Below are 14,173 nucleotides of genomic sequence, written 5' to 3' on the forward strand. Positions count from 1 at the left end.
CCTCCAAGCGATGATGCTCCCCCGAGCTATACCTTTAGTGCTAATCTATCGACTCTAATTCACTATCTAGCCAAGCTATGCAGACTTTTTCGTCTCAAGTATACGACGCTTCTCAAGCGCCATTGGCGTTATCTGGGCATTCAGCGCCTTTTCTAAGCCCAACATAAAATACACTTCCGCCATTAAGAAAAATGGCCCAATTAATAGCTGATTTAAGTCATCCACAAAGGCAGGCTTGGCTTTTTCATATTGATGGCCGATTAGCTGGAACACCCAGCCCACCAAAAATACCCCTAAGGCAAGCCAAGTGGCACCAGCGATATGCGCCGCCCACTCAGTTGTGAGCAGCACAGGTACCATAAATAAGATGAGCCCCATTGAAAGCCTTAAGTGTAAACGGACATAATAGGCCAACACGAATATACCGACTATCACTGCTAAACTTGCTTCCCCCATACTGCCCAGCGGAATACGCACTGTGGCCAACAACAGGAAAGCAGACCAAATAATCAGTGGGATGCCAATAAAATGGGTCTGAATATTACGCTGATTTAAATGCACACTTTTGTAGGTCGATAACTGCTCTGCGGCGGATTTCATGTCGGGTTCCTCTTCATTTGCCCCTGATTTTACCTGCGCCAAATTGAGAGACGCGCAAGCCATAAACTAACGTAAAACAATTAAACTGAACAGTAAAAGTAAATAAATTGTTGCATTCGCTGATTTGGCACTGATTTGGATACCCATCCAGAAATGAAAAAAGGAACCCTAAAGTTCCTTTTTTACCGCCAACAGACACAAACTCGGGTTTATTGAGACTCTATGATTACCGTCGCAATTGCATAGGATTTTTCATCGGCAATAGAGATATGCCCAACCGTCGCTTTAAGCTGCTGTAAGCGCGTAAGCGCCCCCTCGGTAAAGTGAATCGTCGGTGCACCATCCTCATTGTTGCCAATGTGAATATGCTGAAACGACACGCCGCGGCCAATACCGGTACCGAGGGCTTTGGCTGCGGCTTCTTTTGCAGCAAAACGCTTGGCAAGATAACGACTTGGCTGACTATGGTCATTATAAATGGCTAACTCAGCCTCGGTCAGCACACGTCTAGCGAGCTTATCGCCTGCGCGTGCCACATGGACCTGAATACGCTCAATCTCAACGATATCTGTGCCTAGGCCGACAATCGCCATTATTCGCCTCGACGACCTTCAAGCATTAACACTTTCATGTCTTTCACTGCTGTCGCCAAACCGTCAATGGCGGCACGTGCGACAATCGCATGACCGATATTGAGTTCATATAACTCAGGAATCGCCGCGATGGGTTTCACGTTGTGATAATGCAAACCATGACCCGCGTTAACCACTAAACCTTTGCCATGGGCATATTTTGCCATTTCGCTAATACGCGCTAACTCAGTGGCTTCTTCTGCTTCCGTTTTAGCATCGGCATAACAGCCCGTATGAATTTCAATAAGCGGTGCGCCAGAGGCAACGGCAGCATCAATTTGGGTTTTATCGGCATCGATAAATAAGGAGACTTGAATACCCTCAGCGGCTAAACGAGTCACTGCAGCAGTGATTTTATCTAATTGCCCCGCCACATCTAAGCCACCTTCAGTGGTGACTTCTTGACGTTTTTCTGGCACTAAACAGACATAGGTAGGCTTAATTTCACAGGCGATGTTAAGCATTTCTTCGGTCACAGCACATTCAAAATTCATGCGGGTTTTCAAGGTTTTTGCCAACAAATATACATCGCGGTCTATGATGTGGCGTCTGTCTTCACGCAAATGGATAGTGATGCCATCGGCGCCAGCATGTTCAGCAACGGCAGCAGCATGCACAGGATCAGGATAACTGGTGCCACGGGCTTGGCGCAGAGTAGCAATATGGTCGATATTCACGCCCAATAAGATACGGCTCATCGGGAACTCCTTAATGTTTAACGCTGATATTGCGGCCTATTGTACTTAGGCTCACGCTAAAAAACAGGAGCTAGGGCGAATTATTCCCATCAATCTTAGTTGGTACGGCAGTGCTGACGAACAATTGTCGACTCAACAAAGGTTTAGTCCCGAGTAATGGCGTTAACAGGGAGCGCATCAACAACTTAGCGCTCAAAAAATGTGCATCGGTGAGCTGGTTATCGTTAAGCGCCGTCAACATTGCCCCTTGATAGGCGTTGCGAGCACGGGAGTTGAGCACAAATTGAAAACCTAACTCAGGCACGAGCTGATAATAATCGTCAGGTACGAGTGGTTCACCTTGAGTATCGCGGCTAAGAGAAGGCATAAAACCTAATTCCCGCAGCAAGGCAAGCTCAATATAACGCAGTTGGGATTGGCAAAACTTCGCGGCAAGGCCGACTAAGGCTTGATGATAAATGAGGAACAACTCTTCGGCATTGTGCTGTACAGACAAAGTGCGAACCAATAACTCATTAATATACATGCCAGCAAACAAGCTTTGGCCGGAAAGAGGCACAGCAGGCGCAGCAGCTTCGACTTGAGTTAAGGTTTTTAATTCAGACTTACCACTAAATTCGAAGATCAGCGGTTGAAAGGGCTGGAGAATACTCTTGATAGAGCGCTTACCGCTGCCGGTTCGGGCAACCACATCGACCCGTCCAATACCGTCAACTAAGAGGTTAACTAAGACACTGGACTCTCGATATGGGCGATGATGTAAAACGTAACCACGTTTCATCGGTAAGCGCGCTCGCTGGAATTAATGCTTAATCGTCGCCGTAACCTAAGCTACGTAGGGCGCGTTCATCATCGGCCCAACCGGATTTCACTTTCACCCACACTTCGAGGAAGACTTTATTATCAAACAAGGTCTCCATGTCTAAGCGAGCTTGAGTTGCGATAGTACGAATACGTTCGCCCTTGCTACCAATCACCATACGTTTTTGACCTTCACGCTCAACAAGGATCAGGGCATTGATTTGATAAACGCCATTTTCCATCATCTTAAACTGTTCAATCTCAACTGTCGCATCATAGGGTAATTCATCACCTAGGAAACGCATCAGTTTTTCGCGCACAATTTCCGACGCCATAAAACGTTGCGAACGGTCGGTAACATAGTCTTCAGGGAAGAAGAAAGGTCCTTCAGGAATAGACGCCGCCGCCAGCTCTAAAATGCGCTTAACGTTGGTACCTTTACTGGCTGAAATCGGCAAAATTTCATCGAAAGGATATTTTTTGGCGACTTCTTCCAAATACGGGAACAGCGATTCTTTGTCTTTGATATTGTCGACTTTATTGATCGCCAGAATTGTCTGACGCTCTTCACCGCCACGGCGTAATTTACTCAACACCATCTCATCATCGGCGGTCCACGTCATGCCATCGACCACAAAAATCACCATAGCCACATCGGCAAGCGAACTGGCTGCTGCGCGGTTCATCAGGCGGTTAATCGCCCGCTGCTCTTCTATGTGTAAACCAGGTGTATCGATGAACACGATTTGCTTCGGACCATCGGTATGAATACCCATGATACGGTGGCGCGTTGTTTGTGGCTTTTTAGAAGTAATACTCACCTTCTGACCAAGCAAACGGTTGATTAACGTTGATTTACCGACGTTAGGGCGACCAATGATCGCCACCATGCCGCAATAAGTGACATCGTATTGGGCCGACGGCGTTGGCGCGGCCGCATTCATCCTTGCCAGTAATTCATCTAAACTCGGCTCAGTTGCCGCTTTTGCAGCATCGATACCTGACAAGTCTGTTTTTTTGGTCATTTCTTTAGTAACTCCAATACTTGAGCGGCCGCGATTTGCTCGGCTTTACGGCGTGAACTCGCCACACCAATGACGCTTTGACTCAAGTCTTCAATACGACATTCAACGGTAAATGTCTGATCGTGGGCATCGCCTTCTATGTTGATTACTTGGTAATCAGGCAGCGGCTTTTTAAACCCTTGTAAATGTTCTTGCAGTAATGTCTTAGCGTCTTTCTGACTGATCCCAGGTTGGATTTCGGCCAAACGCTCGGCATACCATTTCAACAGTAATGCACGGCAAACTTCGAGATCGGAATCAAGGTAAACGGCGCCAATAATGGCTTCAACCGCATCGGCAAGAATCGACTCGCGTCTAAATCCGCCACTTTTCAACTCGCCAGGACCGAGATATAAATAATCGCCGAGCTTAAACTCTTGGGCGATGATAGTTAAGGTATCACCGCGAACTAAGGTGGCACGCATCCGGCTTAAATCGCCTTCGGTTGCCTTCGGAAACTGATGATATAAAGCATCAGAAATCACAATAGATAAAATTGAATCACCTAAAAACTCTAAGCGTTCATTGTGTTTATTTGCCGCACTTCTGTGGGTCAGCGCTTGAGTCAAAAGCTCAATATTCTTGAACTCATAACCTAAAGTACGACACAAACGTGGCAAATTTTTAATCGGTTCCATGCTATTTAATTCCACCTACACGCTCAAAACGTACACCGCTTGGCACCCAAGTTGGGAGGAAGTCGGCTTTTGAACGGTCAAATTCAAAACTAATCCAAATCGCTACCGCTTTACCAACAAGGTTCTCTTCTGGCACAAAGCCCCAGAAACGACTGTCGGTACTGTTATCGCGGTTATCGCCCATGGCAAAGTAATGGCCTTCTGGCACTAAAAACTCACCCGCGGGTAAATTACCTTCGCGCTTAAAATATCCCAGCATGTCGGGACGACTTGGGTTGATCAAAATATCGTGGGCGACCTCGCCCAGTTGCTCCGTGTAACGCAGTAATGGCACGCCATCTTGGCTGTAATCACCACGACTGATTTCAGTACGGGCGATAACTTGTGGTTCTGGGCAAGCTGTTTGCTCAACGCCACAGGCCTTCTGGATCATCAACTGCTTGTTACGGTAAATAATTCTATCACCCGGTAAACCGACAACACGCTTAATGTAGTCAATTTGCGGATTTTCAGGATATTTAAATACCACCACATCACCGCGTTTGGGCTCGCCAGTTTCAACCAGTTTAGTGCGCCATACGGGATCTTTAAGCCCATAACTAAATTTTTCCACCAGAATGAAGTCGCCCACTAAGAGGGTTGGCATCATAGAACCCGATGGGATTTGAAATGGTTCATAAATGAATGAACGTAGGATCAACACAAAGGCAATCACAGGGAAGATAGAATGCGCGGTTTCGACTATGGTCGACTCACGAATGATTTGGTACTCAGCTTCTTCAGTTAAATTCGCTTGTGATGCCTTTGCTAACGCTAAACTCTCACGACGCTTTGGGGCGAAAACGAGCACATCGACTAACCAAATAAGTCCTGAGATCAGGGTGATTAGCACTAGAATAATGGAAAAATACGCTGCCATTGCTTATTGAACTCCTGCCTTAAAAATAATTAAAGGTGCCTAACTCAGCGAATATTATACTTTAGTTAACTTACCGTATTCGACCTTGGTAAACCAAAGTGATAAACCAATGCGATAACCTAACTAAAGCGCCGCAAACAGCGGCGCAATAGTCAACTAAATTGTCACTTCTTATACTAACGATTACTCGTTTAGCTTAAGTACCGCTAAGAATGCTTCTTGTGGCACCTCAACGTTACCTACTTGCTTCATCCGTTTCTTACCCTCTTTTTGTTTATTTAAGAGTTTTTTCTTACGAGAAACGTCGCCGCCATAACACTTAGCCGTTACGTCTTTACGCAGGGCTTTCACGGTTGAACGTGCAATAATTTGACTGCCCACCGCCGCTTGAATCGCAATATCAAACATCTGACGTGGAATAAGTTCTTTCATCTTATCCACTAAGGCTAAACCACGGTGACGAATGTTTGATCTATGGATAACCATAGCCAAGGCGTCGACTCGGTCGCCGTTGATGAGAATATCTAAACGCACCATGTCTGCAGGATCGAAACGAATAAAGTTATATTCGAGGGATGCATAGCCACGGCTAGTGGACTTCAAACGGTCGAAGAAATCCATGACCACTTCCGCCATTGGCAGATGGTAAGTTACAGCCACTTGGTTACCGTGGTAAACCATGTTCACTTGGGTGCCACGTTTTTCAATACACAGGGTAATCACGTTACCTAAGTATTCTTTTGGCACTAAAATGTTGGCCTCAACAATCGGCTCACGCATTTCTTCAATGTTGTTAATCGCAGGCAGATCAGACGGGTTATCAACGTAAATCGTTTCACCGCTGGTCATGACAACTTCGTACACTACGGTTGGCGCAGTGGTGATCAACTCTAGGTTGTATTCACGCTCTAAACGCTCTTGTACGATTTCCATGTGGAGCAGGCCTAAATAGCCAATGCGGAAACCAAAACCGAGTGCCGAAGAACTTTCAGGTTCAAAGAATAATGACGCATCGTTCAGGCTGAGTTTGTTCAGCGCATCACGGAAGTTTTCATATTCGTCGGTCGAAATTGGGAATACGCCAGCGTATACCTGTGGCTTCACTTTCTTAAAACCAGGTAACGGCTTTTCAGCACCATTTTTGGCTAAAGTTAACGTATCACCTACGGGCGCGCCGTGAATTTCTTTCAGACCCGCAATCACAAAGCCGACTTCACCGGTTTTAAGCTCGGTTTTATCAGTTTGTTTTGGGGTGAAAATACCGACGCGATCCGCAGTGTGGTTTTGTCCAGTAGACATGACCTTAAACTTGTCACCTTTTTTCAGGCTACCGTGTTTAATTCGCACTAAAGACACTACGCCTAGGTAGTTATCAAACCAAGAATCGATGATCAAGGCTTGCAATGGTGCGTCAGGATCGCCTTCTGGCGGTGGAATTTTGGCAACAATGACTTCTAAAACCTCATCGACACCGACACCGGTTTTAGCCGAACAACGCACAGCATCCATCGCATCAATACCGACGATATCTTCAATCTCGGCAGCAACACGTTCTGGATCGGCTTGTGGTAAGTCAATCTTGTTTAAAATGGGTACCACATCTAGATTCATATCCAGCGCGGTATAACAGTTTGCCAGTGTCTGAGCTTCAACGCCCTGACCCGCATCAACCACCAGCAAAGCACCTTCACAGGCAGCTAATGAGCGCGAGACCTCGTAGGAGAAGTCAACGTGACCTGGGGTATCAATAAAGTTGAGTTGATAGACAAGGCCATCTTTGGCTTTATAATCCAAAGTGACACTTTGTGCCTTAATCGTAATACCACGCTCACGTTCTAGATCCATAGAATCTAAAACTTGAGAATCCATTTCACGGTCGGTTAAACCGCCACAAACCTGAATAAGACGATCTGATAGCGTCGATTTACCATGGTCGATATGGGCAATAATTGAGAAGTTTCTAATTTGTTTCATTATGCTGCAATGACTAATACTGAAAATGGATACGGTTCAAAGGAGCGAAATTGTACCTGATTGCGGTTTCAATACCAATCACATTCACTCCTACTTAAGACAGGCCGATAAAACAACGCCCAAAACCGCAGTTAGCTGCTATTTGATAAAAAATAACACATTGAAATTATTGGGCTAATTCGTTTAAATTGATGCTCCTACCTAAATAGGCCAAAATCACAGGCTGAGCATCAACTTCTAAACGTTTAGCCTGTTGCTTACCAAAAGACCACGCAATCAAGGCACAAACGGCAGCAAAGCCCATGGCACCTAGGTTAGGATTAAACTCAAGCAACTGGCCTAAAAATTGTCCTAACGCTGCGCCGACAAACAGGCCAAACAGCGGCATTAAATAGATTAATGCCGCGGCTTTGAGGATCACGCTCTCGGGAAGGCCTAATTTGAGTAATTCACCAGCCTCACAGCGGCGGTCACTCTGAATAGAAAATTGCTGGGTTTTCGAGGAAAAAGCCTGAGCGACAGCAGAGGTCCCGCAAGACTCACTGTTACTGCAGCTCTTGCAAGTACTCTTAAGTTCCACTTCAACCGTCAACCAGCCTTGACTATCACTGGAGACGACTCTGGCAATTTCTTCCATCATAATCGGCGTCCTATTCTAGCGTCAGACTTTTAGCAATGCGCGTTAGGGTTTCTGTCGGCACTTTACCCACAGCAACCACTTCGGCATTACCGACTTTTTCTGAGACTAACGACAAGCCATTACGGGTAATTAATTCTTCAGGCAATGGACTCGTGCCCGCACGCGCCACATAAACAGAAATATTTGCTAGTCCATCGGTCAGTGCTATGTATTCCACCGCTTCGTGACTGCCAATTAATCTATGGTGGTCGCGCACTACCACAGTAAAACCTGCGGGTAACCAAGCAAATTGCCAGTTTTGACCGTCTTGGCGCTCGGCTTGATCGATAACTGCCGGCCACTCTTGCTTATAAGCCTCTTGCAAAATGGCTGGCGGCTCGCTGAATTCAATGAGTTCAATCACCATGATCTGCTCAAGTAATTGCTTATCTTGAGTCAGCATGTCGTATCTCAGCGGCAGATAGGTTTCCATATCAAGCCAAATTTGAAAGCCATAACGGAATTCATCATTGGGCAACAGACGGATCATCTGCCCTGGACGCCCAGCGATACGGGTACGGCCACCGAGTACAAACTGATAACCCACTTCTAAGTCCGCCATATTGGCAGAGAAAGCAGCGGGCCAGACACCTTGAATATGATTAGAAATGATACTATACGCAGGCTCATCGTGCTCAATAAAGGTGACACGATTACCGACACGCACTGCATTTTTAGGTGGACCGTTAAGGTATTCTAGAAAGGCAACTTCTTGATTATTCACCTTACCATGCAGGTAAACCAAAGGCCGAATATGATCGGCCTGAAGTTGAATAATCGATGCTTTAAACTCTTTCTCTCGTAAAGCCTGACTCATTTTCTCGAGCCAAGCTTTGGCAGGCATGTCTTCCTGCGCGGTTGCAGGAAAGACCAAGGCTAATAAAGCCAACAGGATTAGACGCAAGCTAACTCCTCGTTATTGATTGACCGGAACGGGTACGACCTCGGTATTGTCCTCTACAACCGCACCAGTATTCAATCGTTGTTGCAACATATGATCTTGGATATAAGTATTAATTCGGCGACGTTGCTCATTCACCTGATCATTGGTATAGCCTTGATTCTGTTGTACAGGACCGGTTTGTAGGCTCACAGGTGATGCGCTACCAATAAGCGGCCTTGTAATTAACACGGGCGATGGTGACGCGGCATCATCGGCGGTTTGATTGTAATTCTGCACACCCACAATCGCAAACATAGCAACCGTCGCAGCAATGGCATATTGACCAAATTGCTTAAATAAAGGTACGACGCGGCTTTGCTCCGAATTGGCGGCAATTTGTGGCGTTACAGGTGCAGTAACTTTAGACGCATGATGCTTAGGCGCAACTATCGCTGGCTCAAGTTCAATGGCGGCAGCAATGCTAGCAGAGAGATCTAACACAATAGTCTGCGGCAATTCGCCACGCATGGCATCGCCTATCATATGATAGTTATGCCATTTATCATGTGAATGTGTATCAGCAGATAACTCTGCCATGGTCTGCGCATCAGTCTCTCCATCGACTGCGGCAGATACCCATTCTTGACCTAATTTATCCATTTTTCACCTGTCTAAATATAAGGGTTTCTTAAAATAAGAATTTAGGCTTCCAGCAACGGCTGGAGCTTTTTATCGATTGCCTCTCGAGCTCGGAAGATACGCGATCTTACGGTCCCGACAGGACAATCCATGACTATGGCAATATCTTCGTAACTCATACCATCGAGTTCACGCAATGAGATGGCCATTCGTAATTCTTCAGGTAAGGTCTCTAATGTATCGAAAATCACTTTTTTAATTTCATCCGATAACATTAGCCGTTCTGGGGAGGCAAACTCCTTCAGCGCGTCACTACCTTCGTAATATTCGGCATCTTCTGCATCAACATCATTCGCAGGCGTTCTACGCCCCTGTGATACGAGATAATTCTTCGCAGTGTTTACTGCGATGCGGTACAACCAAGTATAAAATGCACTTTCACCGCGAAAGTTTGGCAAAGCTCTGTAAGCTTTGATAAACGCTTCCTGTGCCACATCAGCAACGTCCGCTTGGTTCCGTACATAACGGGATATCAAGCTAATGACTTTACTTTGATATTTAAGCACTAACAGGTTAAAAGCGTTTTTATCACCTTGTTGTACGCGCTCAACTAATTGTTGATCACTTAATTGTCCACTCATCCGAGCCGACTTCTCCTAAATCTAAAATGCTGATTTCTCAGTCGCTCGAATCATATTCACTTATGTAGACTCGCGGGCTTTGAAAAAGTTCTAAAAATTATACAAAAAAAGTAAGGTAAAAAGGAAAGTACCCATAATCGGTGAGTTGGTTTACCATAGTTGGCACTCTTCAGTCACATCATGATACCCGATGAAACAAGTAGTTGAACACCAATCTGACATATTAGTCATAGGTAGCGGTGCCGCAGGTCTGACACTAGCTTTGCATCTTGCTGAAAAAGCAAAAGTAATTCTGCTTTCAAAAGGCCCACTCTCGGAAGGGTCGACTTACTACGCCCAAGGCGGTATCGCCTCCGTCTTCGACGAAAGTGACACTATCGAATCCCATGTTGCAGACACCTTAATCGCAGGGGCGGGTTTATGTGACAAAGACGTTGTCACTTTCACGGCTGAAAATGCCAAGAGTGCGATGCAATGGCTTATCGAATGTGGCGTCGCCTTCGATAAAGAAGAAACCACAGACGGCAACGCAAAAGATGCACCTTACCATTTAACCCGTGAAGGCGGCCATAGCCACAGACGTATTCTGCACGCTGCCGATGCCACAGGCAAAGAAGTGCAAACCACACTGCAAGAGCGCGCACTCGCCCACCCCAATATTCACGTTTTAGAACGCTATAACGCCATCGACCTCATCACCACCCGTAAGTTAAATCGCCCAGGTAATCGTGTGTTAGGCGCTTATGTGTGGAATCGTAATGAAGAACACGTCGAAACCGTTAAGGCCAAGTTTGTTGCGTTAGCAACAGGCGGTAGCTCTAAGGTTTATCAATATACCTCAAACCCCGATGTCGCTAGTGGTGATGGTATTGCCATGGCATGGCGTGCAGGTTGCCGCGTGGCGAATATGGAGTTCAACCAATTCCATCCGACGTGTTTGTACCACGCAGATGCGCGCAACTTCTTACTCACCGAAGCCCTGCGTGGTGAAGGGGCTTATCTGCGTCGTCCAGATGGCAGCCGCTTTATGCCGGACTTTGATGAACGCGCCGAGTTAGCTCCCCGTGACATCGTTGCCCGCGCCATCGATTATGAGATGAAACGTCTGGGTGCCGATTGTGTGTATCTGGATATCAGCCATAAAGATGCTGACTTTGTGATGAAGCATTTTCCGACCATCTATAGCCGTTGCTTAGAGCTGGGAATCGATATCACTAAAGATGCGATTCCTGTGGTACCCGCCGCACACTATACCTGCGGTGGTGTAATGACAGATATGCACGGTCAGACGGATCTCAATGGTCTCTATGCTATTGGTGAAGTCGCCTATACGGGCTTACATGGTGCCAATCGTCTGGCGAGTAACTCGTTACTCGAATGTTTAGTGTTTGCCCGTGCGGCGTCACAGGACATAGAAAGCCAACTGCATAAAATTCAAATCCCGGGACAAATTCCAGCATGGGATGAAAGTAAAGTGTCGAACTCGGATGAGGAAGTGGTCATCGCCCATAACTGGCACGAACTGCGGTTATTCATGTGGGACTACGTTGGAATTGTACGCTCAGATAAACGTCTCGAGCGTGCACTGCGCCGCTGCCTGATGTTACAGCAAGAAATTCAGGAATATTACAGTAACTTCAGGGTTAGCAATAACTTGCTCGAATTACGTAACTTAGTGCAAGTGGCCGAATTAATTATTCGCTGTGCCATGGAGCGTAAAGAAAGCCGTGGGCTGCATTTTAATATCGATCATCCAGAGAAATTAGACGCGCCTCGCCCGACTATTTTACTACCAGAAAAGTAACCGCATACGCATAGATTACTTCATCATAAACAGACTAAATCTCAGAATGAGGTTTAGTCTGTTGCATTTTAGCCCGCAGCAACAGACGACATAAATGTCGATAGTCAGTATCGTCTAACATATCAGCCCAAACCAGCAAGAGCCGCAACTGAGTATCTACTTCGATATAAATCACGCAAACAAAGGGCGTGACCCAAGTGCGTTTTAGTACCTGAAAGTGCTCCCCCGTTGACAAACGTCCCTCGCCTTTATCACTCAGCACAAAATCTAAACGCCAATGCTGCAGTCGCCACAACTGCAACAGCAAGAAAATACTGACAAGTACGATAAACAAATATTTAAGCAGAGATAAGGCGATAATGTCGCTTTGGGGCCAAAGCAGAAATGAGCTAGAACAAACGCCAATAAAAACGACCAACGAGAGTCGTTGGTCGAAAGAGGCTTTTACGCTGAAACTATGGTGCCGGTCTTCCACGGACTTTTACTATCATACGAGCCAGTTCAGTATCAGGGCACACTTCATGGCCCATAAACCAAGCAAACAATTCTGGATCTTCACATTCCAACAAACGGATAAACACGGTTTTATCTTCATCGGACATTTCTTGATAGAAATTTTCAACAAAAGGTTGAAGCAAGACGTCTAATTCCAGCATCCCACGGCGACATGCCCAGCGAACCCTTGCGATGTTCATTAATTCCAAGGTATTTCTCCCAACACAGATTTGGCATTAGTCTATCAGTTCACTGACTAAAGTGTCGATTAACCCTTCATATTGACTTACAAAATTAGCATTGTTGTACTTGCGTATCGAGCCCCTCAAAGAGATCGCTAAAATCTGTATCCAATAATCGCTTTACTGCAGGATGTTGGATCATACGTTCGGCAAACATCACATGGTATTCCTCTTTCACATCGGTGGTTTCACCGAGCAAATTCATACCATGGGAAATCACTTCTTGGCGATAAATCGACGGAGTGACAAAAATACCTCGTTTAAGGTAACCAAAGGCTTTCATCATGGCCGCATCATCGAACTCGCCCAAAATACTGACTTTAAGATTTTGCTCGTCAAACCAGCGATATAGCTGTTGTCCGAGTGAAGTTCTACGGCCGGGAATTAATAGCTGGCCTTGTTCTAAACAGGCAGGAAAATCAGCGCTATAAGTCTCAGCGGAGAAAAAACTCACGCCACACTCGCCTAATTTTTTAGATAAAATTTCAGGGTATTTGAGTGACTCACCTGCACAATCCGAAAGGATCATATCCAGTTTATGCTCACGTAAACGCGCCATTAGGCTCTCGTGAGTCGCCTCATAGCAGGCTAAGTGCATAGAATTGTCATTAGGCACTACAGATAATAAAACTCGGCTGACTAAAGCTTTAGATAAGGCATCGGCAATACCCACCTCGAATAACATGGCATCCGCTTTTTGATAATTAAGTAAATCGAGCATTTCATAGCTAAGGCTAAACATCTTATCGGCGTAGCGAAACACCAATTCACCTAACTCTGTCGCCTCCAATGTCCGCCCGACTCGCTTGAACAGACTGCCGTTTAACCTATCTTCTAAGGCACGAATTTGCCCTGTTATCGTTTGCGGCGTTAAACATAGGGCTTCGGCCGCCTTCGCGACTGAGCCCTTTTTCTTAATCATCCAAAAATAATACAAGTGGTTATAATTCAAGTGCAGCATGCTAACCCGCTGTTAATGCTCCCTCAAACGCCAAGGCGCTGAGGGGTTACTGTGTCATTTCAAACTCGATAGTTTAAAATCAGATGATTAAAAACCTGATGATTCCCAGTCAAGTTACTTTAAACGCTGGCAGTCGAGTAAGTTAGTAACTATGCCTTGTAACTGCTCCAAATCGGCAGCATTCCCCAGACTTACCGCTTCAGTGACTCCTGAAACTAAAACGTTACGTTCAGGAATACGTTCGGCGCAATAGGTTCGATTCGCTTCTTGGAAACGTTTACCACCGCGATACTTAAGTGCCCTCGATTCATAACCATTAGTTTCTAATCTCGCCCCTAAGGAATCAGATTTAAACATCAAAGCGCCATCCACTATTCCTTCAAGATAGCTTTGGCAAGTCTGCGAGTTTGCATCCTGATTACAGGCCGAAATTTGCGATGCAGTCGCGGTTGTCGATAAACATAAGAGCGTTGCTATTCCCATTAATTTCAACTTTATCATAG

17 protein-coding genes are annotated in these 14,173 nt (G+C 45.8%); 1 reads left to right on the forward strand and 16 read right to left on the reverse strand.

The window, feature by feature from the left end:
• Positions 1-75: 75 nt before the first annotated feature.
• The 12 genes from RA178_RS16125 to rpoE form a co-directional block, all read right to left on the reverse strand.
• Positions 76-600 (reverse strand): Mpo1 family 2-hydroxy fatty acid dioxygenase, encoded by a 525-nt coding sequence (locus RA178_RS16125; protein WP_306682780.1) that lies wholly within the window; start codon positions 598-600, stop codon positions 76-78.
• Positions 601-809: 209 nt separating this feature from the next.
• Positions 810-1,193 carry a holo-ACP synthase gene (gene acpS / locus RA178_RS16130; protein ID WP_306682782.1) on the reverse strand — a complete coding sequence of 128 codons (384 nt, stop codon included), beginning with the start codon at positions 1,191-1,193 and terminating at the stop codon, positions 810-812.
• Positions 1,193-1,930, reverse strand: a complete 738-nt coding sequence (pdxJ, locus tag RA178_RS16135) for a pyridoxine 5'-phosphate synthase (protein WP_006080782.1) — start codon at positions 1,928-1,930, stop codon at positions 1,193-1,195. The genes acpS and pdxJ overlap by 1 nt, the downstream gene beginning before the upstream one ends.
• A 70-nt stretch (positions 1,931-2,000) precedes the next feature.
• Complete coding sequence (recO, locus tag RA178_RS16140) at positions 2,001-2,711, reverse strand: DNA repair protein RecO (RefSeq protein WP_028760818.1); 711 nt, start codon at positions 2,709-2,711, stop codon at positions 2,001-2,003.
• Between the two features lie 28 nt (positions 2,712-2,739).
• On the reverse strand, positions 2,740-3,756 hold the full coding sequence (gene era, locus RA178_RS16145) for a GTPase Era (RefSeq protein ID WP_028760819.1): 1,017 nt from the start codon (positions 3,754-3,756) through the stop codon (positions 2,740-2,742).
• A complete protein-coding gene (rnc, locus tag RA178_RS16150; protein ID WP_012088603.1) occupies positions 3,753-4,433 on the reverse strand; it encodes a ribonuclease III in 681 nt (226 codons plus the stop codon). Before rnc ends, era begins: the two co-directional genes overlap by 4 nt.
• Before the next feature lies 1 nt (position 4,434).
• The gene (lepB, locus tag RA178_RS16155; protein ID WP_113940664.1) at positions 4,435-5,352 is read right to left on the reverse strand and encodes a signal peptidase I; all 918 of its coding nucleotides are present in this window, start codon (positions 5,350-5,352) and stop codon (positions 4,435-4,437) included.
• 183 nt (positions 5,353-5,535) lie between these two features.
• Complete coding sequence (gene lepA / locus RA178_RS16160) at positions 5,536-7,326, reverse strand: translation elongation factor 4 (RefSeq protein ID WP_028760822.1); 1,791 nt, start codon at positions 7,324-7,326, stop codon at positions 5,536-5,538.
• Positions 7,327-7,492: 166 nt separating this feature from the next.
• On the reverse strand, positions 7,493-7,966 hold the full coding sequence (locus tag RA178_RS16165) for a SoxR reducing system RseC family protein (protein WP_306682787.1): 474 nt from the start codon (positions 7,964-7,966) through the stop codon (positions 7,493-7,495).
• Positions 7,967-7,976: 10 nt separating this feature from the next.
• Positions 7,977-8,909, reverse strand: coding sequence for a MucB/RseB C-terminal domain-containing protein (locus tag RA178_RS16170; protein ID WP_306682788.1), 933 nt, complete (start codon positions 8,907-8,909; stop codon positions 7,977-7,979).
• Between the two features lie 12 nt (positions 8,910-8,921).
• Entirely contained in the window at positions 8,922-9,548 is a 627-nt protein-coding gene (locus RA178_RS16175) for a sigma-E factor negative regulatory protein (protein WP_028760825.1), read from the reverse strand.
• A 41-nt stretch (positions 9,549-9,589) separates the two neighbouring features.
• Entirely contained in the window at positions 9,590-10,168 is a 579-nt protein-coding gene (gene rpoE / locus RA178_RS16180) for an RNA polymerase sigma factor RpoE (RefSeq protein WP_028760826.1), read from the reverse strand.
• Positions 10,169-10,358: 190 nt separating this feature from the next.
• Between rpoE and nadB the strand changes: the two genes are divergently transcribed.
• Entirely contained in the window at positions 10,359-11,972 is a 1,614-nt protein-coding gene (nadB, locus tag RA178_RS16185; protein ID WP_219253001.1) for an L-aspartate oxidase, read from the forward strand.
• 34 nt (positions 11,973-12,006) lie between these two features.
• Here the strand turns inward: nadB and RA178_RS16190 are convergent, their stop codons facing one another.
• The 4 genes from RA178_RS16190 to RA178_RS16205 form a co-directional block, all read right to left on the reverse strand.
• A complete protein-coding gene (locus RA178_RS16190) occupies positions 12,007-12,447 on the reverse strand; it encodes a protein YgfX (RefSeq protein WP_306682790.1) in 441 nt (146 codons plus the stop codon).
• A complete protein-coding gene (locus RA178_RS16195) occupies positions 12,428-12,676 on the reverse strand; it encodes an FAD assembly factor SdhE (RefSeq protein WP_028760829.1) in 249 nt (82 codons plus the stop codon). Before RA178_RS16195 ends, RA178_RS16190 begins: the two co-directional genes overlap by 20 nt.
• Positions 12,677-12,761: 85 nt before the next feature.
• Positions 12,762-13,670: a transcriptional activator NhaR gene (gene nhaR, locus RA178_RS16200; RefSeq protein WP_028760830.1), complete on the reverse strand. Its 909-nt coding sequence runs from the start codon at positions 13,668-13,670 to the stop codon at positions 12,762-12,764.
• 114 nt (positions 13,671-13,784) lie between these two features.
• Positions 13,785-14,171, reverse strand: a complete 387-nt coding sequence (locus tag RA178_RS16205) for a hypothetical protein (protein WP_105249860.1) — start codon at positions 14,169-14,171, stop codon at positions 13,785-13,787.
• Positions 14,172-14,173 lie beyond the last annotated feature (2 nt).

The sequence above is a fragment of the Shewanella oncorhynchi genome, from assembly GCF_030848765.1.
GTDB lineage: Bacteria > Pseudomonadota > Gammaproteobacteria > Enterobacterales > Shewanellaceae > Shewanella > Shewanella oncorhynchi.